The organism is Lentzea roselyniae (assembly GCF_039537795.1).
Classification (GTDB): domain Bacteria; phylum Actinomycetota; class Actinomycetes; order Mycobacteriales; family Pseudonocardiaceae; genus Lentzea; species Lentzea atacamensis.
Genome location: NZ_BAABBE010000027.1, coordinates 90,990 through 116,700, shown reverse-complemented (window position 1 = coordinate 116,700; position 25,711 = coordinate 90,990). Strand labels below are relative to the sequence as shown.

Sequence of the window (25,711 nt, the reverse complement as noted above, 5' to 3'; positions counted from 1 at the left end):
GCTGCTCGTCCAGGCCGTCCAGGCCGGTCGCGGGCTTCGAGTTCTCGGCGTTCTCCACGCCGGACATCATGTCGGTCATCAGGTGCACTTCCATGATCGGGAGTTACACCGCTCGTTTTACAGTCCCGTTTTGTTCCGGCTATGTGCGAATGTTGGCCGATGTCGTTTTTCTCGGTCGGCTCGTTGAGGTTTGGCTGGCGGTGTGCTTGCCGAAAATGCCATCCGTGCAGGTCAGGCGGCGTGGTGGTACTCGTTGAGGATGGGGCCCAGTCGCTGCCGTCGGCGGCTGTTGAGCTGGTGACCGCTGCTTGATCCGTGGTTGCAGTGGCTGTAGCGGTCGAGCGTTGGCGATGCCTTGATGGGTCGGTGAGTGTTGTGGAACTTCTCGTACTCGCGCAGGGCGTGGAGTAGATGCCGCTGGTTCCACCTCAGTGTGCGGTCGAGGAGTTCGTGGCGACAGGTCCGGATCCAGCGTTCCATGATCGCGTTCATTCGCGGGATCCGGACACTGCTGAGGACGACCCGGATGCCCACGTTGGCGAGCACAGCGTCGAACAGAGCGGGACACGTCCCGCCGCGGTCCCGGATCAGGAACCGTGCGTGCCTGCGGGTGTCTTCGAGGTCCATGACGAGGGTATTGCGGTCTGGGCGACCCAGGAAGCGGTCGGATGCGCGGTGGCGCCCAGAATGCGAACCCGGCGGCTGGCGTCCGGCGGACCAACACTCGGAACCGGTGAAGCGCCCTGATCGATGCATCTTCAGTTCTCGTTGCCGATCTGCCGTCCGGCCGATTTGCCTTGCATGCGAGATTCGTTCCACGTCGAGATCGGCATCGCATCTGGCGGCTGCTCGTCCGCATGTCAAGCCCTTGTCATCGGCAGTCGATATTGGCGAGCCGCGAGCCGTTGGCAGCTACAAGGTCCCTTCCGGGAAACCTCCATACTGCCGTGGAATCGATGAGCCATTTGTGTTTACGGTTCGGGAATACGCGGTTCATGCCCCATGGTCAAGCCGACTTCGTTCCGGCTGCCTGACCCTCCAGACGACTCGCAAGTCGTCAGGTTTCTACGCGTTCTCGAGTGGCGGAGCCGTGGCGGTTGTGCATGTTCCCAACAGTCGGCTGCGTTCCCCAGCTGGCCGAAGCCCAGGTGGAGCGGTACGGCGCTCGCCGAGGCCATGAACACGATCGGCGCAGAAGCGGGCAGACGGACGAACCACGGCCGGCCTCGGTGGCGCAGTGGCTCAGCGGGGCGCGTCCTCGGCGACCGGTTCCCGAGTTCGTCGCCGAAGCGTTCTCCCGGCGGTTGGGCCGGGTAGTGAAGCGGGGTTCGACGAGGCGGGTGTCTGTCACGTCTACCGGCTCTCCAATCTCGACGTGCCGTCTTGGCCCGAGGCCCTCGCCGTGGCCGGCGGCGGAAGGGCGGCGGTACCGGCAACTCGGTTGGATCTGTCAGCGGTGACGGCGGCAAGCACCATGCTGCGGATCTTCTCGGAGGCCGACAGTGCCTACGGCGCCGGACACATGCGCTCGGCACTCGTGGAATACCTCAAGACAACGGTCGAGCCGCTGCCGGCTGCACGGGCAACCTCGCCAGCTGTGCGGCGCGAGTTTCTGACAGTAGCTGCGCAACTGTCCTACCTGTGCGGCTTCATGTGTTTCGACGACCAGCTCCACGACGCGGCGCAGGCGCGCTGTCGGACGGCGCTTGGACTCGCCGCAGAGGCAAACGATCCCGACACGTATGCCATTGCCCTGCGAGCGATGAGCGTGCAGGCTCACGCGGTCGGGCATTGCCGCCCGGCGGTGGAGCTGGCTGAGAGCGCGGTCGGTGCCGCGTCGGTCAACAGGTCTCCGGAAGTGCAGGCGTTCGTGGCCGGGCAGCTCGCCGTCGCGCACGCCGTCGCGGGGAATCGGCGTGCGCCGACCGCCGGTCTGGTCTCCGCGGAACGTCACTTTGAGCGCGCGACCAGCTCTCATGTGATCGGTGTGTACCGTGCTTCGCTTGCCCATCAGCGAGCCGTTGTGCACATCTGGATGGAGAATCCACGCGCAGCTGTCAGCTCGATGAAGGAGTCCATCCGCAGCCGCCCTGCCACGGAGGCGCGTTCCAAGGTCATCACTTTGGCTCGACTTGCCGAACTGAAGCTCCGCGCCGGACAAGTCGAGCAGGCCGTGCGGACATGGCACCGCTCCCTCGACGGGTATCCGATGATCCGCAGCGGACGGGCCACGACCGCACTCGGTGCCTTGCGGTCATGCTTACGGCCGTACCGTGGGGCACATGAGCTGAACGATCTGCTGGACCGGGCGTCCGCTCTGGAGGGCCGACCCCGACGACCAGCCGGGTAGGACTTCGGTGGTGATGAGCCGCCGCACCACCGACAGCGGTCCCAGCCCTGACAGGACGGCGAGCACCTGATGGCCGAGGTCACGGGAGTCAGGCGACGTCGGCACCAGCCCGACACACGCCGCGCCCGCAAGCCAGGCCGGTCGGAGCTCGTCCACTCGGTGGACGATGTGGGTCTGCGCGCACACGGGCACGGCTAGCTGCAGTGATTTCTCGTTGCTCTCCGCGCTCGCCGAGCCCAGTACGAGCACGGTGTCGGACGACGCGGCTACTGCACGGACGGCCGCCGCGTAATCGGAGGCGGCGTAGCAGAACGCGTCGGGGTGAGAGCCGCGAATTCTCGGGTAGCGGGCCCGCAACGCGGCGATGACGTGTGCGGCGTCCTCGATCACCACGCCGGGTTGCACGAGGTACGACACCCTGTGGGGGTCGAGGTGGAGGCTGGTGATCTCGTCACCGGGCTCGAGCAGGATGACGCCTTCTTGCTCGCAGGCGAGCACGGACACCTCGTCCTGCCCGCGCTTGCCGATCACGATCACCTGATCGCCGCGTTGTCGGAACACTTTCAGGTCGTCGCGCGCCGTCACGACATGCGGACAAGGAGCGTCATTCGGCTTTGCCCCCACGTCTCCGCCCCCGCACGACTGCTTCACCGGAGCCAGGATGGCGCGTCGGCTGCGCCACACCGCCGACCAGGTGTTCACCACGTCCCGAGCCGCCTGATGCCCTGCCTGATCGGTGGCGTGGACAGCTACGCAGAAGCCCACCGCCCTATCGTCGCGATCCAAGTAGGAGGCGGTGAAGAGCACTCCATTCGGCGCGTCTGCATTCACGGCGAAGGGCTGGCTGACACTCGTCGCGTGATGACCTTCGCGGCGAAGGCTTGCCACGAGCGCCGCTGCGGAGGGACACCGCACCAGCCCCCTGTCCGGGTGCACGAACGGTCCCACCTGCAGCTGACCGGACACTGCGCCACGGACGGGCAGCTGACGTCGCTCCACGGATCTGTTCATGACCGCCCCTGTTCGTAAAGTAATCATCCTGCAACGGATAGTAGTTATTTGGCGAGGTATGAGAAGTGGTCCGCGATGAGGAAAGCCGGTTCGGTGACCGCAGTACGCACTGCTTGGGTGTGACTGGCGACAACGCAAAACGCTGTGTTCGCACCGCTCTCGCTCAGGAGGCTGAAGTGTCGGCCTCGAACGAACGACACGTCAGTCGAGTCGTCACTCCCGCTCCCGTGATGGCGACTGCTGTTGTTGCCAAACTTCTCGCCATCGTCTCCTGTCGGAGGTCCTAATGTCCGCCGACGGAGCTGCCGACAGCGGAGGAGGCGAGTGCGTGAGCATCGACGCGGGATGCCGCGGATCTTGTGGGACGCCGATGGGACACCCTGCTCGCCGAGGTCGGTGCGACGCTGACCGCCGTATCGGTGTGGTGAGTTCATTCCGCGCCGGTTCTTCACGATGGCGGATGCGGCTGGGATTGCGGGGCTGTCGTTCCCGCAGGAGATTCGGTGGGGGCGGCGTGGACCTCGCGACGTGAGGGACGTTGGTCGAGGAACTGGCCTTCCGGCGCGCCGAACCCGCCTTCCTGATGTGATGAGCATGGGGCACGGGTGTGGCGGGGTGTTGCACGACTCCGGCCGAGCGCGTTGTCGGCGGTGACGGCCTGACCCACTCACAGCGCTACCTGAACTACCGCCGCCTCATCCTCACGTGTCTGGTCACCGGATTGATGCGTGCCCTTCTCGAGCGATGTGTGACACGGCTGCGCAAAACCGTCCGCCACGGGACGCCCGTGACGGACCTGCCGAACGTCCAGGCGGCCGTCGCAGGATGCACATCGCGGTCGAACCTGCCAGGGCCCCCCGGTTCCCCGGTTGCGGGGCGAGGAGTGCCGCCCCGTGGTGCTCCAACTTCGGGTGGCCCGACCAGTAGTTAGGCCTTGGTGCACTGGCCGTAGAGCGGTCACGAAGTCTCTGTGGGCTCTGGGTCAACTGCGTCCGCTCGGACGGCTTACGTTCCGCTGGCACGCTGGACTACACGTCAATTCGCTCTACGTGCTTCAAAGGCTAACAGGGCGTCCGAGCGTGTCTTCACCGCGGCCTGCAGCGAGGGGATGCGCGTGCGTCTGAGGCAGGACCTCGCGCCCGAAGCCACCATGGGATGTCGAGTGGCCGAAGCCGATCCTGGCGAACAATCTTCGATCTGCCTGAGACCAGGCCGATCGACAACACGGCGACCGCGTCATCGATCGCGAAAGCGTCATGGCCGCTTGGATACGGCGGGGACGTCGGGGCGGTGACCTCTGGCGCCGAGGAGTGATCACGACACTGCCACCGTCCGACAGCGCTGTGCCGGATGCCGCCTCCGGATTCGGATGACCCGGTGGTCGCCGGCGTCGGAGATACGACCCCGGTTTCGGCCGAACACCCGCACCACGGGAATCGCGTGATCATCCTGGCGTCGGGGAGGCCGCTGGTCGGTGATCGGCCATTCGCCCGGCGCGGAGCTTGTCGTCGCCGGTCACTGGCGACGTGACGGTGGTCGCGCACTCGTGGCGGTGGGCACCGCTGCGGCCACAGTTCTTCGACCGGAGATGCCTGAGACGAGGCAGAACGCGTGACGCATCCCGTGTTGTGTGAGCGCTGGCTGTTACTGCTAGCCTCCCGATCATGACTCCTGTGTTCAGATGAACACGGGATCAGTCCCGGGTTTGGGTGTTGGAATTCTTCTTCCAGATCCACGACCGTCGACCCGCAACCGCCAGGGCAACGACATCGGCGCCAGCTACCGCTCGGCGATCTTCTACACCGATGACGCGCAGAAGCAGGTGGCTGAGGCGACCATCGCCGACGTCGACGCCTCCGGCAGTGGCCGGGCAAGGTCGTCACCGAGGTGACCCAGGCGACGGAGTTCTGGGAGGCCGAGCCGGAGCACCAGGACTACCTGGAGCGCTACCCCAACGGCTACACGTGCCACTACGTGAGGCCGGAATGGCAGCTCGGCGAGAGGTAGAGATCGTCGCACTGCACGTCTCAGCCGTGCACGCCTTCGAGGGCCGTCCGTCGGACGGCCCCCGTCCCGATCCCGAGCCGGTCGGCCGGGACCACGTGGAGCTGCGGGCCGGACTCGGCATCGTCGGCGACAGGTTCTTCAACCACCCCGCCCACCACAACGCGGCGGTCACGGTGATCGCGGCCGAGTCGCTCGACCCGTGGCCGGTGGATCCGCTCGTGGCGCGGCGGAACATCGTGGTGCGCGGGTTCGACGTGGACGCACTGGCTCGCGGCACCGTGTTCAGCCTCGACACCGGTGCCCGGCCGGTGCGGTTCGAGGTCCACCGGCCGGCCAGCCCGTGCGCCTGGATGGATGTGGTTGTCGCGCCGGGCGCGCTCAAGGCGTTGCGCGGGAAGGGCGGCAAGCGGTGTGTGCCGCTCGACGACGGGGTGTTGCGGGTTGGCCCGGCTGTGCTCGTTCTGGGTTGACGGGGTGCCGTGCAACCTGAAAGCGGTCCTCGTCATAGTGATCACATGAAGTGGTTACGCCGCAAGCCAACGATCATCACCGCGATCAGCCTCGTCGTCGTCCTGACGGCCGCGGTCGTGCTGTGGAACGTCAGCAGCTCCCGCACGTTCCAGTTCTTCGGTGAGCTGGTGGACCGGGTGGAGACGAACGAGAAGGTCGTGGCGCTCACGTTCGACGACGGCCCGGACCCCGCCGGCACCCAGTACGTCCTGGACGCGCTCGCCGGGGAACAGGTCCAGGCCACGTTCTTCCTCATGGGCCGCGACCTCGCGAAGTACCCCGATCTCGGCAGGAAGATCGCGGCAGCCGGGCACGAGATCGGCAACCACACCTACAACCACCAGCGGATGGTCGGTGTGCTGCCCAGCACCGTGGTCAAAGAGGTCGAGGACACCGATGCCGAGATCCGCAAGACCGGCTATCAGGGCGACATCCACTTCCGCCCGCCCAACGGCAAGAAGCTCTTCGCGTTGCCGCACTACCTGAGCGAGCACAACCGCAAGACGATCATGTGGGACGTGGAACCGGACTCCGCGGGCACGCCCACCGCGCAACAGATCGAGCGGGAGACCCTCGACCGCACCAAGCCGGGCTCGATCATCCTTCTCCACCCCATGTACGTGACGCGCAACGACACCAGGCAGGCCCTCAAGCCGATCATCGCCAAACTGAAGGAGCGCGGTTTCCGGTTCGTCACCGTGTCCGCGCTCCTCGACCAAGCCTGACTCAGATCAGGTCGGCCAGCTCCACCCGGCGGAGGAACTCGCTGCGGACCCGGTCCGCCACCTTGTTCACGACCTCGGCGCCGTCGTCGGACGGATCGATGTGCACGCGGAACGGTGGCTTCTTCGCGTCGACGACGTCCACGATCGCGTCAGCGACGGCCGAGACGGACGCCCACGGCGGCTCCAGCTCGGCGAGGCGAGCACCCACCTGGTCCATCAGGCCGGGGTAGAGCTCCTCGTAGGCCTTGGCCACGTCACCGTCGGCGGGCGTGCCGCTGTGCGCGAAGTGGTTGGTGCCGTGGGTGAACGCGCCCGGCACGACGATCGTGGTTTCGATGCCGAACCGGAGGAGCTCGGCGCGGTACGACACCGCGACCGCGTCCATCGCCGCCTTGGCCGCGAAGTACGGCGCCAGGTACGGGGGAGTGCCGCCACGTGTCGAGCTGGAACCCACCCACACGACGCGCCCGGAACGCCGACCGCGCAGGTGCGGCAGTGCGGCGCGGTTGACCCGCTGTGTGCCGAGGACGTTGACGTCGTACAGGGCCGCGTACTGCTCCGGGGTGAAGGCCTCGGCCGGGCCGGTGACCATGTGGCCGGCGTTGTGCACGACCACGTCGAGGTGGCCCTGCTCGGCGATGATCAGCTCGATCGCCGCGTCGGCCGAGGCCTGAGACTGCACGTCGAGCTCGACGGCGTGCACGTCGGCGTTGTTCTCGGCGCCGAACGCCCCGAGCTCGGCGACGGCCGGCGCGTTGCGGCCCGTGGTCTCCCGCATGCCGGCGTAGACGGTGTGGCCCGCGCGAGCCAGTGCCCGCACCGTCAACGCGCCGAAACCGCTGGATGCTCCCGTGACAACGATGACCTTGCCCATCAGATGATGCCTCCGTTCGCACGAACGACCTGACCGTTGATCCAGCGGGCGGGGCCCGCCAGGAAGGAGATGACCTCGGCGATGTCCTCCGGCGTGCCGATGCGCTCGAGCGGTGCCTGCTTCGCGAGGTTGTCGATCGTCGCCTCGTCCTTGCCCTCCAGGAACAGGGCGGTGGCGGTGGGGCCGGGGGCGACGGCGTTCACGGTGATGTCACGGCCGCGCAGCTCGCGGGCCAGGATCAGCGTCAGCGCCTCGACACCGCCCTTCGTCATGGCGTAGGCGCCGTACTGAGGGAACCGCAGGCCCACGACCGACGACGAGACGTTGATGATCGCGCCGCCGTTGCGCAGCTTGCGGGCCGCCTGCTGGGACACGACGAACGTGCCGCGGCCGTTGGTGCGCTGGATGCGGTCGAAGACCTCCAGGTCCATGTCCGCGACCGTGCCCAGCGGCATGATTCCGGCGGAGTTCACGACGACGTCCACGCCGCCGAACGTCTCCGCGGCCAGGTCGAACGCGGCGGCCACGGCGATCTCGTCCGCGACGTCGGCCTGTGCGGCGATGGCCTGACCACCTGCCGCCTTGATCTCCTCGACCGCCTTGTCTGCCTCCACCTTGTTGCCGGCGTAGACGATGACGACGGCCATGCCGTCCGCGGCGAGACGCTCGGCCGCTGCCCGTCCGATGCCCCTCGACCCGCCGGTGACGATCGCAACCCGAGTCATAGCAGTGCTCCCAGCTGGCGTTTCCGTTGCTAACACCAACAACGTATCACCGATATCGAATCGACGCTACCTCTTGCGTGTTATCGTCGTTACATGGACACGAGAGAGCGGTTGGTGAAGGCTGCGGCCGACCTGCTGATCGAGGGCGGCAAGGAAGCTGTCTCCACGCGCGCGGTGGCGTCGGCGGCGGGTGTGCAGGCGCCGACGCTGTACCGGCTGTTCGGGGACAAGGACGGCCTGCTCGACGCCGTCGCGGCCTACGGCTTCTCCGACTACCTCGCGACCAAGCACGCCATGGGCGCCAGCGACAACCCTGTCGACGACCTGCGTCGCGGGTGGGAGCTGCACATCGGGTTCGGCCTGGCGCGGCCCGCGTTCTACCTGCTGATGTACGGCGAACCGCGCAAGCGCGAGGCGCGGATGGAGGCGGACGCGATGCTCCGCGAGATCATCAGCCGCATCGCGGCGGTGGGCCGGTTGACGGTCCCGGTCGAGCAGGCCGCGCAGTTCGTGCACGCGGCGGGCATGGGCGTCGTGCTGTCGCTCATCGCGACGCCGGAACCCGAACGCGACCTGGAGCTGATCACGTTCTCGCGGGAGCAGGTGATCAGGGCGATCACGACGGACGTCTCACCGGACGAGCCGACGGACATCCCCAGTCGCGCGATCGCGTTGCGCGTCGCCTTGGAGGAGGACCCGCCCCTGATGCTGTCTCCAGCGGAACGGGCCCTCCTGGCCGAATGGCTCGACCGCGTAGCGAAGTAACCAGTTGCGCGTCCCGGAACGTTGACGAGGTGATTCACGCTCAGCAGCGCGCCTCGCGGCACCGCCCCCGCGCCCCCGTACAACCAGTACGAGGACGCGGGGGGCGCCACCACGATGCACCCGTCTGACCGCGAATTCCCCGGCAACCTTCCGGGTCACACCACTAGGCGTTCGGGTCGAACGGGATCCCGGCCGGCTTGGCGATGCCGAGGTTGTGGTTGAACGCGCCGTCCTTGATCGCGAGCGACGCGCTGCCGAAGTTGGCGTTCACCAGGATGTCGCGCACCCCGGCCGGGAAACGGTCCCAGCTGACCAGGTCGGGGTACTGGTAGACGCCGTAGTGGTTCTCGGCCTGCTCGTTGAAGCCCGCGAGCCGGAAGCAGTGCGTGCCGGCGCCGTCCTTGTGGTAGATGATCTTGGCGTGGGTACCTTCCCACGCCACCTTGTCGCGCGAGTAGGTGCTGTACTTGCCGTGCGCCGACGTCGAGACGTACTGGGCCACGTCGTTCTGCACCCAGATGATCACGTGTTCGATGTCGTGCCGGTGGCCGCAGCAGTCCCAGCCCGGCACGGCCTGGTCCTTCTCGAAGTACAGGTCGTACAGGTAGGCGCACCAGCCGTTGTTGCACTTGGAGCGGCTGTAGGAGTTGGTGTTGTCCAGGTCGGACCGGTCGTGGCAGTTGCCGTTCAGCGCGCCCGAGTTCTTCAGGCCCGTCGCCACCTGACCGGTCGGCGAGATCGCCGGGGTCGGGTAGCAGCCGTCGCCGTCGTAGTCGAACGCCGGCTGCCACTTGCCGTCCTCTGCCGCGTGGTTGGCAGGGATCGCCTGGGGCGGATCAGCCCACGCGACGGCGGGCAGCAGGGCGGTGATCAGGAGCGCGCCGGTCAGCGCGGGCAGGAACTTCCTCAACAGGGGCCTCGATTCCGGTGAGCAGGGGTAGCGGAGAGGCTTGCGAGGCAGAAGGTGGTACATGAACAGCGTTCACGTCTAGATGGTTCGCCGAATCTTTGCCGTACCGGGAAATTCATTCATGGTCCGGCGACGTCCCGTACACGCCTGAACTCGATCAAGAACGTCGCTCCGAACGACGAAGCCGCTGGGCCTGGCGGTGCTGCGGGTGCTCGCCGACACCGGCTGGGTCTACCTGCGCTACTTCACCGTGGGGAGAAGGGCCGCGGCCTCGGCGCGCGCCTGTGGACGCACCTGCGTGACGAGATGACGGCCGCGGGGCACACCCGGATCATCTACGACGTCGAGGACCCGGCCCAGCCCGGCATCGGCCCCGCGGAGGAACTGGTCAGGCACCGGTGCATCGCCTTCTACCAGCGGCTCGGCGCTGTGGTGCCGCCCGTCCACGGCCACCTGCCGCCGCAAGGGAGCGCCAGCCACCCGATGCTGCTGATGGCCGCCGACTACGTGGCGAACACCCCGCCGGCCGCCGAGGACGCGGAACGGATCGTCCTGGCGGTGTGCGAGCACCGGTACGGCATGGCGGCCACCGACCCCGTCGTGGCCGAGACGCTGCGGCTGAGCGGCCCGTCCTACAGCCGGGCGGACCCGACCTTCCAGTAGCCGCTGAACATGACCGCCTTCCGGTCCACCCCGCGGTCCTTCACCAGATGCCGCCGCATCCCGGTCGCGAGCCCCGACTCACCGCACGCCCACCCGTAGTCCACCGTGGACAGCGCCTTGCCCGCGATCGCCTTCAGCACCGCGGACCCCGGCTCGTCCGCACCGCGGAACACCCACTCCACGTCCAGATCAACCCGGTAGGACTCGTCGGGCACCTCGACGAAGACCTGCACCGGCCGCGTCCCGTTCTCGAGAATCGCGGACAACGCCGGCAACGCGGTTTCGTCGGCCACGAGCAACACCGAGCCATCGGCAGGTGGCCGGTACGCCGACCCGCCCGCGCGGAAGCCCGCCTTGTCGCCCGCGATGGCCCGGCGAGCCCACCGCGTGCCCGGCCCCGCGTCACCGTGCAGCACGAAGTCGACGTCGATCTCGGCGACGGCGGGCCGGTGTGCGCGGATCGTGTACCAGCGCAGGTCGGGCCGCACGTCCTCCGGCATGGCGCGCAGCGCCGAGCGGACGTTGATCCGGTCGTCGGCTGGCATGACCAGTTCGCGGCCGGTCGCCACCATCAGGCCGAAGTACTCGTCGGGGCCCGTCAGCTCGAACGAGGCGAACTCCGGCGCGTGGAACGTCACGCGCCTCATGTGTGCGCTCAGCTCCGTCACCGCCGTCACGGTCATGACGAACTGTTCGAAGACCTCGCGGCGGTTCGCGGGGGCCATCACCAGCTCGGAGGCCTTGGTGGCAGCCTTGAGCGCGAACCTGTCGAGGGCGGAGTAGCGCGACATGCCGAGCAACGTACACCTTTGGTTAGGCTTGCCTAAACCCTCGGGCGGAAACGGGGGATGACCGGCAGACTGCCTGTCATGTTTCCGAGGACCGCTCAGCAACAGTGGTGGTTCGCCTCGCCGGAGGAGAAGAGCCGGAGTCAGGCGATCGGCCTGCGGCTCGCGATCGCCTATCACGAACGGGACGCCGAAAGCGTCCAACGGCTGCTGCCCGAGGACGACGACGAGATCCGCCTGGTGATGGGCTCGCTGGAGAACGGCCTGCTCGCGCTCAACCAGGTCTACCCGCCCGGCCCGCCGGACGAGGTCTGGGAACGCGTCACGCCGATCATCGACGCCGTCGCGCCCAAGGGTGTGGGGCTGCGGACGCGCGCGCTGCTCGCGGCGATGTCGCACGCCATGTACAACGTGACGCTCGGCGAGATCTACGAGCGCAAGGAACAGGATCCGTACACCGGCGCGCACTTGTTCGCGGCCATCACCGCGATGCGCGCAGACGAGCACGAGGGCGGCCTCCAGCGCATGCAGGACAAGGTGAACGAGCTCGACCAGGACTAGCGTGCTGTGCTAACCCTCCGCGGCTTCGATCACGTCGTCGAGCACGGAGCGGGTGTTCTGCAGGTCGGCGATCATCCGGTCGATCCGCTCGCGTTCCTTCCTCAGGTCCGCGACCAGCGCGGGGATGGGGATCTCGCACGGCCGGCCGTCGCGGTCGCGAAGGAACGGCAGCATCAGCGCGATCTTCTTGCTGGACAGCCCGGCCGCGAAGAGCTCCTGGATCCTGATCACCCGGTCCACCGCCCGCTCTGAGTACTCGCGCTGGCCGCCGGCCGTGCGGGTGGACGTCAGCAGGTCCTGCTGTTCGTAGTAGCGCAAGGACCGTTCGCGGACGCCCGTGCGTCGCGCGAGTTCGCCGATCTTCATCGTTGCCCCCACGGCAGAGCTTGAACCTGACACGCATGTCAGGTTTTACCGTCCGGCCATGACGAGGGACAAGCAGGCGGTGTACATCCTGCTCGACATCACGAACGACCACGGCTGGCGTGACTACAGCGCCCGTGTCGGCATCTGGCACACCATCGACGCGCTCGACCACAACGGCATCCGCGCCAGCGTCCCGGTGACCCGCGCGGCCGTCGAGCAGTACCCGCAGCTCATCACGGCCGGTGAAGCGCGCAACTGGGTGTGGCTGGCGAGCGAGATCGAGGCGGTCGGTGCCATCGAGCGTGCGACCGGCACGCCGCCACGCGGTTGGTGCGGGCAGTCGCCGGTGCCTTCCCCGCTCACCTACGACGTCGGCTGCCTGGACGCCCGGCCTGTTGTGCTGCGGCCGTTCACGCCGGGCTGGCCGCTGCGCTACAAGCACCTCGGCCAGGCCCTCGCCCGCCTCGCGGCCGAACCCGATCTGTGGCTCACCACCTGCGACGACATCGCTGAGGCGCAACTAACAGACACCCCGACGTGCATGTCCATACATCGTCGTGCATAATTCTCAACGTGTCCAAGGTGCTCACTTCACTTCCCGCCGGCGAACGCGTCGGCATCGCCTTCTCCGGTGGTCTCGACACCTCCGTCGCGGTCGCGTGGATGCGTGAGAAGGGTGCGGTGCCGTGCACGTACACCGCGGACATCGGTCAGTACGACGAGCCTGAGATCGAGACGGTCCCCGGCCGCGCAGGCACCTACGGTGCCGAGATCGCGCGGCTCGTGGACTGCCGCTCGGCGCTCGTCGAGGAGGGTCTCGCGGCGCTCGCGTGCGGCGCGTTCCACATCCGCTCCGGTGGCCGCGCGTACTTCAACACCACTCCGCTCGGGCGCGCGGTCACGGGCACCATGCTCGTGCGCGCCATGCTCGACGACGACGTCCAGATCTGGGGCGACGGCTCGACCTACAAGGGCAACGACATCGAGCGGTTCTACCGCTACGGCCTGCTCGCGAACCCGTCGCTGCGGATCTACAAGCCGTGGCTCGACGCGGAGTTCGTGACCGAGCTCGGCGGCCGCAAGGAGATGTCCGAGTGGCTGCTGCAGCGCGACCTGCCGTACCGGGCTTCGACCGAGAAGGCGTACTCGACCGACGCGAACATCTGGGGCGCGACGCACGAGGCGAAGTCGCTCGAGCTGCTCAACGAGGGCATCGAGATCGTCGAGCCGATCATGGGCGTCAAGTTCTGGGACCCGTCGGTCGAGATCGCGACCGAGGACGTGACGATCGGCTTCGACCAGGGCCGCCCGGTCACCATCAACGGCAAGGAGTTCGGCAGCCCCGTCGACCTCGTGCTGGAGGCCAACGCCATCGGCGGCCGCCACGGTCTGGGCATGTCCGACCAGATCGAGAACCGCATCATCGAGGCGAAGAGCCGCGGCATCTACGAGGCGCCCGGCATGGCGTTGCTCTACATCGCCTACGACCGGCTCGTGAACGCGATCCACAACGAGGACACCGTGGCCGCGTACCACAACGAGGGCCGCAAGCTCGGCCGGTTGCTGTACGAGGGCCGCTGGCTCGACCCGCAGGCGCTGATGATGCGCGAGTCGCTGCAGCGCTGGGTCGGCTCCGCGGTCACCGGTGAGGTCACGCTGCGGCTGCGGCGCGGCGACGACTACTCGATCCTCGACACGGCCGGCCCGGCGTTCAGCTACCACCCGGACAAGCTGTCGATGGAGCGCACCGAGGACTCGGCGTTCGGCCCCGTCGACCGCATCGGCCAGCTGACCATGCGCAACCTCGACATCGCGGACTCGCGCGCCAAGCTGGAACTCTTCGCGGCCCTCGGCATGGTCGGCACCCGCCAGTCGGCGCTCATCTCCGCCCAGGCCGAGCCGACGAAGCTGATCGGCGAGGTGCCGGACGGCGGCGCCGAGGCCATCGCCTCGCGCGGCACCGTCTCGGCGGCCGACGAGCTGCTCGACTCGGCGGCGATGGAGTCGGGAACGGACTGATTTCCCCGCTTCCGGCCCCTTCACCGGGGCCGGGAGCTAGCCTGCTCCTTCGTGTCGATCATGGGGGGTGGGCACGGCCCGCTGTTCGTCTGCATCCGGCAGCGGGCTCGCCGGGAGTGCGCGACAGCCACATCGGCGGGCCGATGCTGTGGCCCGCCGACAGTTTCGGCGTCCCCGTCGCGCTGACCGGCGCACTGCAGTTGTTCGCGCGGGACTTCCCCGAGCTGCCCTTCCCCGGCGGCACCGACCTGCTCCAGGTCCTCATGTGCCCGCTGGAGCACGTCGCCGAGGAGACCGACCACTTCGGACCGTGCGTGCGGCTCTTCTGGCGATCATCCGCTGTCACGGACGTTCTCGCCGTCGTTCCCGAACCCGCGACGAACAGCCCGTGGGCGCGGGGACTGGCCGCCGGTCGCGAACGGCAGCAAGGTCGGCGGGTGGGCGTTCTGGTGGCAGACTTCGCCGTTCGGGCTGGAGTGCCCCGCCTGCGGTGCGGACCGCCGCCTTCTGCTAGTTCTTCACACCCACGAGGAACCCGAGAAGGAGCTGTGCTCCTGCGAGGTCGCCGAACGGGCGGTCGCCGGGTTGGAGTTCGGCCAGGAGGGCGCATTGAACGTGTTCGCGTGCACACAGGACGTCCGGCACCCGATCAAGCTGCACGTCGACTGATGGCGTCGAAGGAGGATTTCACGCGGCCGGCCGTGCTGCTGAACCCGCTGGCGGGGGAGCCGACCGACGCCGACAGCCACATCGGCGGCCCGATGCTGTGGCCGATCGACGAGCCGTGGCCGTGGTGCGACGGCGAGCGGCACGACCCGGAGTCGCCGGGTGTTCCCGGCGCGGACATCGCCGGCATCGGGATGCCGTTCGTCGGCGCCGTGCAGCTCTACCGGCGCGACTTCCCGGAGCTGCCGTTCCCGGAGGGGACGGATGTGCTGCAGGTGTTCCTGTGCACGCTGGAACACACCCTCGACGACTGTTACGGCCCGGACGTGCGCCTGGTGTGGCGTGACTCCACCTCGGTGGTCGAGCTGATCGAGGAGGAGCCGGAACCACCGGTGCGGGAGGAGATCTACACCCCCACGGTCAACGTGCTCGAGCCGATCCGGTTCACCGAGTACGCGCACTCGTTCGACCGGCCGGAGGAGTTGCGGGACGAGGACTGGCCGGAGACGTCGGCGGGCACGAAGATCGGCGGCTGGACGTGCTGGTGGCAGTCCGGTCCGATCGAGTTCACCTGCCCGGAGTGCGGCTCGGTGCAACGGCAGATGCTGGCGCTGGCCACGAGGGAGCCGTCTGGAGAGGACGTCGAGTGGTCGTTCGGCCGCGACGGGAACCTGAACATCCTCACCTGCCCGCAGGACGTTCAGCACCCGATCCGGCTGTGGATCGACTGAGGGACCGGCGCTGCTGCGCCCTCACCTCCGATAGGCCTCGCACGCCAGCGTGACCAGGTCGTTCAGGTGCTGCGGCGGCTGGTCCTTCCACCACGCGAGCCACACCGGGATCGGCGGCGCGTCCTGCACCGCGCGATAAGCCACGCCGGGCCGCGGGTTCAGGCTCGCGGTGGCCTCCGACGTCAGGCCGACGGCCTGGCCCGCGGCGATCAGCGTCAGCCACTCGTCGACACCGTGCGTGTTGCGGACGACGGCAGGTGCGGCACCCGGCTGCCACAGGTCCAAAGTGGTCGTGCCGGTCCGGTCGTCGACCGCGATGCCGTACCGCGCGAAGTCGGCCAGCTTGAGCGAGCGCTTGCGCGCCAACGGGTTGTCCGTCGCGACCACGCCGTAGCGGCGCTCGGTGCCGAGCAACGCTGTTTCGAAGCGCGGATCGTCGAGGGCCTTGCGCACCACCGCCACGTCGGCGGTGCCCTCGGCGAGACCCGCGGTCAGCGAGTTCGCTTGGACGAACACCAGCGGCAGGCCGGGATGTTCGGCGGCCCAGGCCTTCTGGACGCGCCGGGTGTGCTTGCCCAGCGCCGCCCAGGCGTAGCCGATCCGCAGCTCGGTCTGCGGCTGGGACGCGATCCGGTGCAGGTGCGCGACCTCGTCCAGCACCCGCCGTGCGCCGGCCAGCACCTGCGTGCCGGTCACCGTCAACGCCACGTGCCGCGTCGACCGTTGCAGGAGCCGCACGCCCAGCGAGGCCTCCAGCGCGGCGACGGCTCGCGACACCGACGCCTGGGTGAGGCCGAGTTCCCTTGCCGCGTCGGTGAACGTGCCCGCGTCCACGACCGCGACGAACGCCCGCAGGTGTCGCAGATCCATGCGTTCAGCGTATAGCTGGAACGGCTCATGCATTTCCCGTATCAACGCGGAAGCCGCAGGCTGACCGGTATGAGGAGCCTCGGTGGATTCGCCACGATGACCGCCAGCGCGGCCAGCAGCCAGTTCGGCGCTGCGGTGGGTGCCCACGCGTTCGCCACGATCGGGCCCGCAGGTGTCGTGGCGGTGCGTCAGCTCGTGGCCGCCGCGGTACTGCTCCCGATGGCCCGGCCGAACCTGCGCAGCTTCACCTGGGCGCAGTGGTGGCCGACGATCGCGCTCGGCCTGGTGTTCGCCACCATGAACCTCAGCCTCTACACGGCGGTCGACCGGATCGGCCTGGGTCTCGCGGTCACGCTGGAGGTGCTCGGGCCGCTCGCCGTCGCGCTGGGAGGCTCGCGCACCAGGAGGGACGCCCTGTTCGTGCTGATCGCGGCCGTCGGCGTGTACGTGCTGGTGCTGCCAGGCCCGAGCAGCGACTACCTCGGTATCGGCGCCGGACTGCTCGCGGCGGCGTGCTGGGCCGCGTACATCCTGCTCAACAGCCTGGTCGGGGCCCGGTTGCCCGGACTGCAGGCGCCCGCCGCCGCGACCGCGATGTCGGCGACGCTCTACGTCCCGGTCGCGGTGCTGCTGGTGCTGCACGGGAAACTGACCGGGATGTCGATCGTGTACGCGATCGGCGCGGGACTCTTCTGCAGCGTGGTGCCGTACGCGGTCGATGTGATCGCTCTCAGAAAAGTGCCCGCGCGCCTGTTCGGGCTGGCGATGAGCGTTCACCCGGTGCTCGCCGCGCTCGCCGGGCTGATCCTGCTGAGGGAGCGGCTCGACGTCCACCACTGGGCCGGGATCTTGCTGGTCGTCACGGCCAATGCACTCGCAGTCACTTGCTCGAAGTGGCCTGGATCACCTACCGTTCAACGGGAAATGTGAATCACCTTCACTTAGTGGGGTGTCCATGCGGACTGCAGTCATGACGGTTGTCGCCGCACTTGCGGGTGCGGCCCTGGTCAGCGGCCCGTTCGCGTGGGCCGAGCCCGAGCCCTACCTCGTCGGCAGGGGCATCTCCGACGTCACCGGTCCGGCCGCCGAGAACGGCATGATGGGCTACTCCAAGTTCGACCAGAAGACGACGGGCATCCACCAACGGCTGCGTTCGCGGGCCTACGTCGTGGTCGACCGGGCGACGAACAAGCGCGTCGCGTACGTCAACGCCGACCTCGCGATGATCTTCCGTGCGGTGCAGGAGGGCGTGCTCGGCAAGCTGCAGGCCAAGTACGGCAGCACCTACACGCGCGAGAACCTGTTGCTGTCGGCCACGCACACGCACAGCGGCCCCGGCGGCTACTCGCACAACCTCGCCTACAACCTCTCGATCCTCGGCATGCAGCCGCAGGCTCTGGCGGCGGTGGTCGACGGCATCACCGAGTCGATCGTCGAGGCGCACGACGACCTCAAGCCCGGTTCGATCAGCCTCGGCATCGGCGAACTGACCAACGCGAGCGTCAACCGGTCGCGCGTCGCGTTCGACCGCAACCCCGACAAGGGTTTCTTCCCGCAGGGCATCGACCCGCAGATGACCGTGCTGAAGTTCAAGCAGTCCGGCGACGACGTCGGCGCGATCAGCTGGTTCGCCACGCACAACACGTCGGTGACGAACGCCAACACGCTGATCAGCCCGGACAACAAGGGTTACGCGGCCTACCAGTGGGAGCACGACGACGAGGGCGTGCGGTACCTGGACAACACCGCGGGCTTCGTGGCGGCGTTCCCGAACACCAACGCCGGCGACATGTCGCCCAACCTCAACCTGAAGCCCGGTTCCGGCCCCACCGAGAACGAGTGGGAGAACGCCCGCATCATCGGTGAGCGCCAGAACCGCAAGGCGCAGGAGATCTACCGCGGTCCTCAGCAGGCCGTGAACAGCGGCGTCGACTACCGCATGCGGTTCGTGGACATGTCGACCGTGCAGGTCGAAGGCCGCTTCACCACCACCGGCCAGCCCGGCACGACGTGCTCGGGAGTCGTCGGCGCGTCGACGATCGCGGGCAGCATCGAGGACGGCCCGGCGATCCCCGGCTTCTCCGAGGGCATGCAGTCGCCGCTGAAGAAGCTGTTCGAGCCGCTCAACATGGAGGTGCCGGAGTGGCTGAAGTCGTGCCAGTACCCGAAGGCCTCTTTGGTGCCGACGGGTCTGGTCGCCGCGACGCCGAACGTTCTGCCGCTGCAGATCGTCCGAATCGGACAGTTGCACCTCGTCGCGGTGCCCGGTGAGGTCACGATCACCGCGGGCCTGCGCATCCGCAAGACGGTCGCCGCCGAACTCGGTGTGCCCGTGCAGCACGTGCTGATCCAGGGCTACGCCAACGACTACAGCCAGTACGTCACCACGCCGGAGGAGTACGACTCGCAGCAGTACGAGGGCGGCTCCACGCTGTTCGGCCGCAACACCACACCCGCGTACCAGCAGGAGTTCGGCAAGCTCGCGGCGTCGATGAAGAACGGCACAACGCTGCCCGCCGGTCCGACGCCGGGCAAGCCGCCCTTCACCGACATCAACCTCCAGACCGGTGTCGTGCTCGACGACAAGCCCGCCGACAAGAAGTACGGCGACGTCCTGAGCTCTCCGAAGTCGTCCTACGCGCGCGGCGAGACCGTGACGGCCGTGTTCGTCACAGGGCACCCGAAGAACAACCTGCACCGCAACCACACCTTCCTGGAGGTGCAGCGGCAGGTGAACGGCCAGTGGACGCGCGTGGCCGACGACGGTGACTGGTCCACGCGCTACAAGTGGGAACGGGTCGGCATCGCGTTCTCGAACGCCACGATCACCTGGCAGATCCCGGCGGACACGCCCGCGGGCACCTACCGGATCCTGCACCACGGCGACGAGAAGAGCGGCTGGACCGGCAAGATCACCGGCTTCACCGGCGCGACCGCGTCCTTCACGGTGGGCTGAGGTTATTCCCGGCGGCGGTGAGGCGACAGTTACGTTGTGCGCGATTTAATCGCGCACTAGCTTTATGGCATCCGACCTGAAGGAGCAGCCATGAAGCGCCCAGTTCTCGAGCTCGCCGCCGCCGAGTTCGCCGCCGCCACCGCCCAGCCGCCGTTCCTGTTCGAGATCCCGCCCGCCGAGGGCCGCAAGGCCGTCGACGAGGTCCAGTCGGGTGCCGTCGACAAACCGGAGGTCGACGAGCAATGGGTCGAGCTCGACGGCTTCAAGGTCCGCGTGATCAAGCCGGCCGGCGCTACCGGTGAGCTCCCGGTCATCCTCTACATCCACGGCGCGGGCTGGGTGTTCGGCAACGCCCACACCCACGACCGCCTGGTCCGCGAACTCGCCGTGGGCGCGGGTGCCGCCGTCGTCTTCCCCGACTACTCGCTCTCGCCGGAGGCCCGCTACCCGGTCGCGATCAACCAGAACTACGCCACTGCGCAGTGGATTCTGAGCAATGGCGCCGACCACGGCCTCGACGCGACGCGGATCGCGGTCGCCGGTGACTCGGTCGGCGGCAACATGGCGGCCGCGCTCACGTTGCAGGCCAAGGAACGCGGCGACGTCGAGCTCAAGGCCCAGGTCCTCTTCTACCCGGTGACCGACGCGTCCTTCGACACCGACTCGTACCTGCAGTTCGCCGAGGGCTACTTCCTGCGCCGCGACGCCATGCAGTGGTTCTGGGACCAGTACACGACGAACCCGGTGGAGCGCGCCGAGATCACCGCGTCCCCGTTGCGGGCCACCAGGGAACAGCTGGAGGGCCTGCCGCAGGCGCTGGTGATCACGGCTGAGGCGGACGTGCTGCGCGACGAGGGTGAGGCCTACGCGGACAAGCTGCGCGAGGCCGGTGTGCCCGTCACCGCGGTCCGGTACGCCGGCGCGATCCACGACTTCGTGATGCTCAACGCGTTGCGCGGTACGCACGCCGCCGAGGCAGCGATCAACCAGGCGGCCGCGTTCCTGCGCGAGGCGCTGCGTTGACTCAGAGATCCGGGAGCTGGTCGCCGGCTCCCGGGTAGCGGCCTTGTTCCAGGCGGAACAGGTAGGCCCGCAGATCGGTCCTGAGGTCGCCTGCCAGGTAGGCGAGGAAGTCGCGTGCGCCCTCGGCAGCATCGAGCGCGTACGAGTTCCCGTCCGCGGTCCACTCGTCGATCAGCGCCGCGAGGTGCTCCTCGACCTGGCCTCGCTGGTCCCACCAGGCGCGGACGGCGTCCGGTGTCCACCGCGAGTCGCCGTCGTAGGCGTAGCCGTCGAACGGGTCGTCGTCGGCGGCCGACAGCAGGCACTCGACCTCGGCCTTGGTCTTGGGCTGGCGGTAGACGAACTCGTTCTGGTACTCGCCGCCGTAGAGGACGTGGCGCGGTGCGGACTGGCGACCGGTCCAGCAGGTGTCGGTCTCACCCGTGTAGAACGGCCCAGGCACGTTCAGCCAGTGCTTCAGCGCCCACTTCGGACTGTCGGCGGCCGTGAAGTACTCGGGCGGAACGTACGAGGCCGGATCCGAAGGCGCGGCCGAGGTCAACCCGACACCCGCTGGGTCTTCGTCACCTGGAACGGCGTGCCCTGCTGACAGGTCGTCATCGCCCCAGGCTCGGCCTTCCCGGTCACCTCCACCTCGGCACCGGCCACCGCGATCGCCGGATCCGCGCCGAGCAGCAGGTACTGCGCTGTGCCGGTGTCCAGGATCAGGCAGCCGGCCTCGACGCCCGCCGTCACCGTGCCCCGCACCGTGATGCCGTCCAGCGCGCGTGACGGAGTGGTCAGCGGCGCGGACGACGGCGGCAGCGGGGCCGGGATGCTCGGCGTCGACGTGTCGGTCGGCGTGCTCGACGCGGGAGCCTGGGGCGGTGGCTGCTGACCGGCGCAGGAAGTCAGCATGAAGCACAACAGCACGGTCGCTGACCCGCGCATCTCGCGTCACCTCCGATGGACCACGGCGACCGGGCACGGCGCGTGGTGCAGCACAGCGTGGCTCACCGAGCCCAGAATTGCACGCTTCACCGCGCCGCGGCCGTGACTGCCGACCACGACGAGGGCCGCGCCGTCGGCCGCCTGGAGCAACGCGCGGGCGGGTGCGTCGAACGCGACCTCTTGCGCGACATGAACCTCGGGGTACCGCGCGCGGTGGTCCGCGAGCTGGTCCTCGAGCAGTTTGGCGAGGTCCACGCGGATGTGGTCCCAGTCCTGCTCCGGCAGCTCGGCCCAGCCGACGTCGTTCCACGCGTGGATGGCCAGCAGCTCGCGGCCGTGCCGGGAGGCGAACGCGAAGGCGAAGGCGATCGCGTCCGCGGAGGTGTCGGAGCCGTCGATGCCGACGACCACGCGGCCGTCCAGGGGGCCGGAGCGGGTCACCACGACGGGACGCCCGCCGATCGACACCAGTTCGGCGGCGGTGGAACCGAGGAACATCTCCGCGATGCCGGTGCGGCCGGACGAACCGAGCACGAGGAGTTCACCCTCCTCCATGGCGAGCACGTCGACCGGGCGGCCGAGGCCCACGCGCGTGGCGAGCCGGAGGTCGGGCCAGTCCCGCTTGATCTCGGCGGCCAGCTCGGCGAGGTGGTCCTCGGCGGCGCGCCTCATCGTCTCCTCGGTGACGAACTCCGGCACGGGCGTGGACATGGGGGTGAAGACCGGCTCGGGCAGAGGTGAGCGGACGGCCTGGACGACCTGCAGGGTCGCGCCGCAGCGGGAAGCCTCCTCGGCGGCCCACAGAGCGGCTCGGCGGGCGAGGTCGGAACCGTCGAACCCGACTACGACAGTCGGCATGAGAGACCACCTCCGGCCAGGGGATACCCGACCGGAGGTGGTTCTAAAGGTGAGCTAGTTGATGACGAACTGCGATCCGGGTTCCACGGTGATGTCGCCGTCCCGGGAGTTGGTGATCGTGACGTTCGTCAGCCGTGCCGAACCGCGGGCCTGGGCCATCGCGAGGATGCCGGACCCGTTGTTGGACTTGTCGATGCGCACGTTGGTGATCGCGACGTCCGGCATCCCGCTGCCGCCACCCTTGAACTGGATTCCGTCGTAGGTGGAGTCGAGGATCTCGGTGTCGCGGATCGTGACACCGGGAATCGGCAGGTTCTGCGAGAACAGCGTGATGGCGCCGAACTCCTGCGCCTCACCCCAGAACGCGCCGCCGGTGCGGTACAGGGCGTTGTTGGCGAGCAGCGTCGTGCCCGAGAACGGCAGCGGGTCGTGGTCGGTCGCCAGCATGATGCCCGGGTAGTTCGCCGTGTCGGAGATGATGTTGTTCTCCGCGCGGTTGTTCGCACCTCCGTAGATGGCGATTCCGTTGGCACGCCACGGCAACGCGATCGTGTTGTTGAGGAACGCGTTGCCGCTGCCGACGTCCACCGACTGGTCCTTCACGTACTTGCTCGCCCACACCGCGAGTGCGTCGTCGCCCGTGGTGCGGAACGACGAGTTGAACACCGTGGAGTTGCGCGTGCCGTTGGTGAAGTTGATGCCGTCGGCGTAGGTGTCACGGATGCGCATGCCGCTGAACTGCAGTCCGTCGCCGGGGTTCCAGCGGTCGGGCAGGTTGGTGTAGTCGCGGCCGACCCAGACACCGACGTTGGCGTGCTCGATCCACACGTTGGTGACCTTGGTGTTCTTGCCGAACCGGCCGTTGAGCCCGACACCGCCCTCGGCGTTGCCGTCGCCGCCGCGGATCCGGCCGGAGCCGAAGATCGCGATGTCGGAAAGCTGCACGTTGTCGTCGATGTCGAACCCGAAGTTGCCCTCGTGCGGGTGGTTGATCGTGCCGGCGTCCTGCGGCTGGGTCAGCGAGAACAGCTGCGAGTGCCACATGCCCGCGCCGCGGATCGTGGCGTTGCGGATGCCGACCTGGTTGTAGCCGCCGCTGTTGAACCGGGTCAGGATCTTCTTCTCCTGGCGGAACCTGCCGGCCGGAATCCAGACGCACGGGATTTCGCCGTTCTGGTCGGCCGTGACCGCGCGCTGGATGGCGTCCGCGTCGTCCGTCTGGTCGTTCGCGGTGGCGCCGTACTGCGTGATCGACACGCACTCCGCCGGTTGCTGCGCCGCCGGTGCGACCTGCTCCAGGTCGATCAGGTCGATGACGTAGAACTGCGCGCTGTCACCCCCGTCGCGCTGAAGCTTGAAGCGGGTGCCCGCCGGATACGTGTTGGCGAGCAACGACGACGACTCGTCGAACAACCTGCGGGCGTCGCCACCCGGCCGGTTGGTGAGGCACTCCGGGTCGTCGCAGGTGCCGTAGAGCCAGCTGTGCCGCGACGAGAGGGTGAGCTTCTGCACGAACTGGTCATTGGCGTACACGCTGATCGTCGCTTCCTGGCCGCCGCCACCAGCCGCGTCCGGGATCGAGTTGCGCACCACGATCGAGTTCGTGCTGACCGTCGAGGTGATCTCCACGAACTGGCCCTGCGAGTCGAGCCGCACCGACTTGCGGCCGGAGGACTCGCTGCCGAAGTTGGTGTGCCCGAACGTGCGCTTCGCGTCCGCCTCCAGCAGCTGCCCCTGGTACCGGCCGCTCTCCGCCTCGTACGACGTGAACGGAACCGAAGCGCCGCGTCCGACCACAATGGACCGGGTCGCGGTGTTGTTGTTCTCGTTGGTCTCCGCGACCTGGCCGGTCGCGTCGGCGGTCGCGGTGGCAGTGGCGCCGCCGTTGGTGGCGGTCCAGGTGCCGACGTTGACCGTCACGGTCTGACCGGCGTCGATCGCGGAAGTGTTGGCGCTCAACGTGCTGCTACCGACGGCCACTCGTGTCACCGACGCACCGGCCTGCGCGGTGCCGCGGTTGTTCACCTGCACCGCGAACGTCACCTGCTGGCCGGCCGCCGGGCTCGACGGGTTCGGCGTGATGCCGGTGATCCGCAGGTCCGGTCCCGGTGCCTGGCCGACGACCAGGGGAGTGCCGGAGGTGAAGGTGTTGTTGCCCTCGTTGGTCTCCGCGACCTGGTTGGCCGGGTCCACGGTGGCCGCGGCCGCGTAGGACCCGGCACCCCGCCGACCGGCGTCCACGCTGACGCCGGCGGTGGCACCAGGGGGGAGCCCGCCGACCTGCGCGGTGCCGGCTGAGGTGCCGCCGAGGGTGACGTTGAGAGTCGTCGCGCTCGACGCCACGGTGCCGGCGTTGCGCACGGTCGCGGTGAGCCTGATCGCGTCGGCCTCGCTCGGGCTGGCAGGGGTCCACGTCAGGTTCGTGACGGTCAGGTCGGGAGCCGGTGCGGCGGAGCCGAACACCTGGAACTCGGCGACCTGGCCGCCGGGTGCGCCGGTGTTGGAGTAGAAGTGCAGCCGCACGTCCGTCGCCCTGCCGGTGACCGGGATCGTCACGGTGTTGCCGGTGGCCGGGTCGAACCGGTGGTCCGCCCGCGCCTTCAGGGTCGCGAACGCCGTGGCGGCCGAGTCCCTGCCCAGCACCTCGAAGTTCTGCGTGCGCGCACCCCAGATCGGGTCGGGGTTGAGCTTCACGACGATCGAGGAGAGGTCCGCGTTCGCGCCGAGCTTCGCGGTGAGGTGACCGGGGAAGCCGTTGGACTCCCAGTACGTGCCGGTGTTGCCGTCGACGGCGTTGGCGGCCACGAAGTCGTGCACATGGCCGGACTCCTCGACCGGCTTGCCCTGGGCGAGGTTGTCCCCGGTCGGCGGCGGGTCGACGGGGCCGGACTCGCCGTGCACCTCGAACTCGCTGAGCTGGCCCGCCGGCCAGCCGGTGTTCGCGCTGATCGTCACCCGGACGTACCTGATGCCGGTCGCCGCGAAGTCCAGCGTCACGGTGTTGCCCGAGCCGGGCGAGAACACCTGCTCGCGCGAGCCCACGAGGTCGCTGAACTGTGCGCCGTTCGAGCTTCCCTGCACGGCAAGGGTTTGCGTGCGCTGCTCCCAGTTCGAGGGCAGCCTCAGCACGACCTTGCTGACGTCCCTCGCGGCGCCGAGATCGGCCTGGATCCACTGCGGGAACACGTTGTTCGTGCTCTCCCAGTAACTGCCCTGGTTGCCGTCACCGGCGTTACCGGCGCCGTACGGGCCGTTGTTGCTCGACGCGGTCAGGGTGGCGGAGAGCCTGACGACCGCCGCTCCCGCCGTTGGTGTCAGTCCGAAGAGTGCCAGTGCGGTGACGAGTGCAGCGCTCACCGCACGCCTCAAGAGCGTGTTCTTCATCGAATTGTCCTTCACGGCA

25 protein-coding genes and 1 pseudogene are annotated in these 25,711 nt (G+C 68.4%); 14 read left to right on the top strand and 12 right to left on the bottom strand.

All coding sequences use genetic code 11. The features are described from left to right. Window positions 1–231: 231 nt before the first annotated feature. Window positions 232–627, bottom strand: coding sequence for an integrase (locus tag ABFX45_RS35575; RefSeq protein ID WP_346134888.1), 396 nt, complete (start codon window positions 625–627; stop codon window positions 232–234). A gap of 610 nt (window positions 628–1,237) precedes the next feature. Between ABFX45_RS35575 and ABFX45_RS35570 the strand changes: the two genes are divergently transcribed. Then, entirely contained in the window at window positions 1,238–2,350 is a 1,113-nt protein-coding gene (locus tag ABFX45_RS35570; RefSeq protein ID WP_487047091.1) for an NsdA family TPR-like regulatory protein, read from the top strand. Here ABFX45_RS35570 and ABFX45_RS35565 read toward each other — a convergent pair. Next, a complete protein-coding gene (locus ABFX45_RS35565) occupies window positions 2,261–3,361 on the bottom strand; it encodes a hypothetical protein (RefSeq protein ID WP_346134884.1) in 1,101 nt (366 codons plus the stop codon). The two genes, ABFX45_RS35570 and ABFX45_RS35565, sit on opposite strands and share 90 nt — an antisense overlap. A gap of 607 nt (window positions 3,362–3,968) precedes the next feature. On the opposite strand from ABFX45_RS35565, the gene ABFX45_RS46620 reads away from it, so the two are divergent. From ABFX45_RS46620 to ABFX45_RS35550, 4 genes and pseudogenes are all read left to right on the top strand, one after another. Then, entirely contained in the window at window positions 3,969–4,292 is a 324-nt protein-coding gene (locus ABFX45_RS46620) for an acyl-CoA dehydrogenase family protein (RefSeq protein WP_428834274.1), read from the top strand. Window positions 4,293–5,070: 778 nt separating this feature from the next. Next, window positions 5,071–5,368, top strand: a pseudogene (locus ABFX45_RS35560) (peptide-methionine (S)-S-oxide reductase); the annotation flags it as partial. Then, on the top strand, window positions 5,347–5,838 hold the full coding sequence (locus tag ABFX45_RS35555; RefSeq protein ID WP_346134882.1) for an MOSC domain-containing protein: 492 nt from the start codon (window positions 5,347–5,349) through the stop codon (window positions 5,836–5,838). The pseudogene ABFX45_RS35560 and the gene ABFX45_RS35555, both read left to right, overlap by 22 nt. A 45-nt stretch (window positions 5,839–5,883) precedes the next feature. Further along, on the top strand, window positions 5,884–6,603 hold the full coding sequence (locus ABFX45_RS35550) for a polysaccharide deacetylase family protein (RefSeq protein ID WP_346134881.1): 720 nt from the start codon (window positions 5,884–5,886) through the stop codon (window positions 6,601–6,603). Between the two features lies 1 nt (window position 6,604). On the opposite strand, the gene ABFX45_RS35545 is transcribed toward ABFX45_RS35550, so the two are convergent. Next, window positions 6,605–7,477 (bottom strand): SDR family oxidoreductase, encoded by an 873-nt coding sequence (locus ABFX45_RS35545; protein ID WP_346134879.1) that lies wholly within the window; start codon window positions 7,475–7,477, stop codon window positions 6,605–6,607. Beyond that, window positions 7,477–8,202 (bottom strand): SDR family oxidoreductase, encoded by a 726-nt coding sequence (locus ABFX45_RS35540; RefSeq protein ID WP_346134877.1) that lies wholly within the window; start codon window positions 8,200–8,202, stop codon window positions 7,477–7,479. Before ABFX45_RS35540 ends, ABFX45_RS35545 begins: the two co-directional genes overlap by 1 nt. Window positions 8,203–8,295: 93 nt before the next feature. Here ABFX45_RS35540 and ABFX45_RS35535 point away from each other — a divergent pair, with 93 nt between their 5' ends. Next, complete coding sequence (locus tag ABFX45_RS35535; protein WP_109643018.1) at window positions 8,296–8,967, top strand: TetR/AcrR family transcriptional regulator; 672 nt, start codon at window positions 8,296–8,298, stop codon at window positions 8,965–8,967. Between the two features lie 163 nt (window positions 8,968–9,130). Here ABFX45_RS35535 and ABFX45_RS35530 read toward each other — a convergent pair whose 3' ends face one another. Then, window positions 9,131–9,877: an NPP1 family protein gene (locus ABFX45_RS35530; protein ID WP_233440211.1), complete on the bottom strand. Its 747-nt coding sequence runs from the start codon at window positions 9,875–9,877 to the stop codon at window positions 9,131–9,133. Window positions 9,878–10,183: 306 nt separating this feature from the next. On the opposite strand from ABFX45_RS35530, the gene ABFX45_RS35525 reads away from it, so the two are divergent. Continuing rightward, entirely contained in the window at window positions 10,184–10,540 is a 357-nt protein-coding gene (locus ABFX45_RS35525) for a hypothetical protein (RefSeq protein ID WP_346134875.1), read from the top strand. On the opposite strand, the gene ABFX45_RS35520 is transcribed toward ABFX45_RS35525, so the two are convergent. Then, the gene (locus tag ABFX45_RS35520; RefSeq protein ID WP_211337740.1) at window positions 10,510–11,331 is read right to left on the bottom strand and encodes a siderophore-interacting protein; all 822 of its coding nucleotides are present in this window, start codon (window positions 11,329–11,331) and stop codon (window positions 10,510–10,512) included. The genes ABFX45_RS35525 and ABFX45_RS35520 overlap by 31 nt on opposite strands. 78 nt (window positions 11,332–11,409) lie before the next feature. Here ABFX45_RS35520 and ABFX45_RS35515 point away from each other — a divergent pair, with 78 nt between their 5' ends. Further along, window positions 11,410–11,889 (top strand): hypothetical protein, encoded by a 480-nt coding sequence (locus tag ABFX45_RS35515; RefSeq protein WP_346134872.1) that lies wholly within the window; start codon window positions 11,410–11,412, stop codon window positions 11,887–11,889. A gap of 9 nt (window positions 11,890–11,898) precedes the next feature. On the opposite strand, the gene ABFX45_RS35510 is transcribed toward ABFX45_RS35515, so the two are convergent. Then, a complete protein-coding gene (locus tag ABFX45_RS35510) occupies window positions 11,899–12,255 on the bottom strand; it encodes a MerR family transcriptional regulator (protein WP_346134870.1) in 357 nt (118 codons plus the stop codon). Window positions 12,256–12,313: 58 nt separating this feature from the next. Here ABFX45_RS35510 and ABFX45_RS35505 point away from each other — a divergent pair, with 58 nt between their 5' ends. The 3 genes from ABFX45_RS35505 (at window position 12,314) to ABFX45_RS35495 (ending at window position 15,671) form a co-directional block, all read left to right on the top strand. Beyond that, entirely contained in the window at window positions 12,314–12,820 is a 507-nt protein-coding gene (locus tag ABFX45_RS35505) for a polysaccharide deacetylase family protein (RefSeq protein ID WP_109641629.1), read from the top strand. A gap of 8 nt (window positions 12,821–12,828) precedes the next feature. Continuing rightward, entirely contained in the window at window positions 12,829–14,274 is a 1,446-nt protein-coding gene (argG, locus tag ABFX45_RS35500; RefSeq protein ID WP_109641628.1) for an argininosuccinate synthase, read from the top strand. Between the two features lie 668 nt (window positions 14,275–14,942). Then, window positions 14,943–15,671 (top strand): DUF1963 domain-containing protein, encoded by a 729-nt coding sequence (locus tag ABFX45_RS35495; RefSeq protein WP_346134866.1) that lies wholly within the window; start codon window positions 14,943–14,945, stop codon window positions 15,669–15,671. Window positions 15,672–15,692: 21 nt separating this feature from the next. On the opposite strand, the gene ABFX45_RS35490 is transcribed toward ABFX45_RS35495, so the two are convergent. Then, entirely contained in the window at window positions 15,693–16,541 is an 849-nt protein-coding gene (locus tag ABFX45_RS35490; protein WP_346134864.1) for a LysR family transcriptional regulator, read from the bottom strand. 69 nt (window positions 16,542–16,610) lie between these two features. On the opposite strand from ABFX45_RS35490, the gene ABFX45_RS35485 reads away from it, so the two are divergent. The 3 genes from ABFX45_RS35485 (at window position 16,611) to ABFX45_RS35475 (ending at window position 20,520) form a co-directional block, all read left to right on the top strand. After that, window positions 16,611–17,471: an EamA family transporter gene (locus ABFX45_RS35485; RefSeq protein ID WP_346134862.1), complete on the top strand. Its 861-nt coding sequence runs from the start codon at window positions 16,611–16,613 to the stop codon at window positions 17,469–17,471. Between the two features lie 25 nt (window positions 17,472–17,496). Continuing rightward, a complete protein-coding gene (locus ABFX45_RS35480) occupies window positions 17,497–19,497 on the top strand; it encodes a neutral/alkaline ceramidase (RefSeq protein ID WP_346134861.1) in 2,001 nt (666 codons plus the stop codon). Between the two features lie 90 nt (window positions 19,498–19,587). Continuing rightward, window positions 19,588–20,520 carry an alpha/beta hydrolase gene (locus ABFX45_RS35475; protein ID WP_346134859.1) on the top strand — a complete coding sequence of 311 codons (933 nt, stop codon included), beginning with the start codon at window positions 19,588–19,590 and terminating at the stop codon, window positions 20,518–20,520. A 1-nt stretch (window position 20,521) separates the two neighbouring features. On the opposite strand, the gene ABFX45_RS35470 is transcribed toward ABFX45_RS35475, so the two are convergent. From ABFX45_RS35470 to ABFX45_RS35455, 4 genes are read right to left on the bottom strand one after another with little or no spacing between them, the layout of a single operon-like run. Beyond that, window positions 20,522–21,061 (bottom strand): hypothetical protein, encoded by a 540-nt coding sequence (locus ABFX45_RS35470; protein WP_211337739.1) that lies wholly within the window; start codon window positions 21,059–21,061, stop codon window positions 20,522–20,524. Then, window positions 21,058–21,450, bottom strand: coding sequence for a hypothetical protein (locus ABFX45_RS35465; RefSeq protein ID WP_346134856.1), 393 nt, complete (start codon window positions 21,448–21,450; stop codon window positions 21,058–21,060). The genes ABFX45_RS35470 and ABFX45_RS35465 overlap by 4 nt, the downstream gene beginning before the upstream one ends. A gap of 6 nt (window positions 21,451–21,456) precedes the next feature. Further along, window positions 21,457–22,308 (bottom strand): universal stress protein, encoded by an 852-nt coding sequence (locus ABFX45_RS35460; RefSeq protein ID WP_112225730.1) that lies wholly within the window; start codon window positions 22,306–22,308, stop codon window positions 21,457–21,459. A 54-nt stretch (window positions 22,309–22,362) separates the two neighbouring features. Then, on the bottom strand, window positions 22,363–25,692 hold the full coding sequence (locus ABFX45_RS35455; RefSeq protein WP_346134854.1) for a CARDB domain-containing protein: 3,330 nt from the start codon (window positions 25,690–25,692) through the stop codon (window positions 22,363–22,365). Window positions 25,693–25,711: the final 19 nt, after the last annotated feature.

Excerpts from the sequence above, each read along its gene's own strand:
- ABFX45_RS35575 (WP_346134888.1), bottom strand. The coding sequence starts at position 627 with ATGGACCTCGAAGACACCCGCAGGCACGCACGGTTCCTGATCCGGGAC.
- ABFX45_RS35565 (WP_346134884.1), bottom strand. The coding sequence starts at position 3,361 with ATGAACAGATCCGTGGAGCGACGTCAGCTGCCCGTCCGTGGCGCAGTG.
- ABFX45_RS35555 (WP_346134882.1), top strand. The coding sequence starts at position 5,347 with ATGGCAGCTCGGCGAGAGGTAGAGATCGTCGCACTGCACGTCTCAGCC.
- ABFX45_RS35550 (WP_346134881.1), top strand. The coding sequence starts at position 5,884 with ATGAAGTGGTTACGCCGCAAGCCAACGATCATCACCGCGATCAGCCTC.
- ABFX45_RS35545 (WP_346134879.1), bottom strand. The coding sequence starts at position 7,477 with ATGGGCAAGGTCATCGTTGTCACGGGAGCATCCAGCGGTTTCGGCGCG.
- ABFX45_RS35540 (WP_346134877.1), bottom strand. The coding sequence starts at position 8,202 with ATGACTCGGGTTGCGATCGTCACCGGCGGGTCGAGGGGCATCGGACGG.
- ABFX45_RS35535 (WP_109643018.1), top strand. The coding sequence starts at position 8,296 with ATGGACACGAGAGAGCGGTTGGTGAAGGCTGCGGCCGACCTGCTGATC.
- ABFX45_RS35525 (WP_346134875.1), top strand. The coding sequence starts at position 10,184 with ATGACGGCCGCGGGGCACACCCGGATCATCTACGACGTCGAGGACCCG.
- ABFX45_RS35520 (WP_211337740.1), bottom strand. The coding sequence starts at position 11,331 with ATGTCGCGCTACTCCGCCCTCGACAGGTTCGCGCTCAAGGCTGCCACC.
- ABFX45_RS35515 (WP_346134872.1), top strand. The coding sequence starts at position 11,410 with ATGTTTCCGAGGACCGCTCAGCAACAGTGGTGGTTCGCCTCGCCGGAG.
- ABFX45_RS35510 (WP_346134870.1), bottom strand. The coding sequence starts at position 12,255 with ATGAAGATCGGCGAACTCGCGCGACGCACGGGCGTCCGCGAACGGTCC.
- ABFX45_RS35505 (WP_109641629.1), top strand. The coding sequence starts at position 12,314 with ATGACGAGGGACAAGCAGGCGGTGTACATCCTGCTCGACATCACGAAC.
- ABFX45_RS35495 (WP_346134866.1), top strand. The coding sequence starts at position 14,943 with ATGGCGTCGAAGGAGGATTTCACGCGGCCGGCCGTGCTGCTGAACCCG.
- ABFX45_RS35490 (WP_346134864.1), bottom strand. The coding sequence starts at position 16,541 with ATGGATCTGCGACACCTGCGGGCGTTCGTCGCGGTCGTGGACGCGGGC.
- ABFX45_RS35485 (WP_346134862.1), top strand. The coding sequence starts at position 16,611 with ATGAGGAGCCTCGGTGGATTCGCCACGATGACCGCCAGCGCGGCCAGC.
- ABFX45_RS35480 (WP_346134861.1), top strand. The coding sequence starts at position 17,497 with ATGCGGACTGCAGTCATGACGGTTGTCGCCGCACTTGCGGGTGCGGCC.
- ABFX45_RS35475 (WP_346134859.1), top strand. The coding sequence starts at position 19,588 with ATGAAGCGCCCAGTTCTCGAGCTCGCCGCCGCCGAGTTCGCCGCCGCC.
- ABFX45_RS35465 (WP_346134856.1), bottom strand. The coding sequence starts at position 21,450 with ATGCGCGGGTCAGCGACCGTGCTGTTGTGCTTCATGCTGACTTCCTGC.
- ABFX45_RS35460 (WP_112225730.1), bottom strand. The coding sequence starts at position 22,308 with ATGCCGACTGTCGTAGTCGGGTTCGACGGTTCCGACCTCGCCCGCCGA.
- ABFX45_RS35455 (WP_346134854.1), bottom strand. The coding sequence starts at position 25,692 with ATGAAGAACACGCTCTTGAGGCGTGCGGTGAGCGCTGCACTCGTCACC.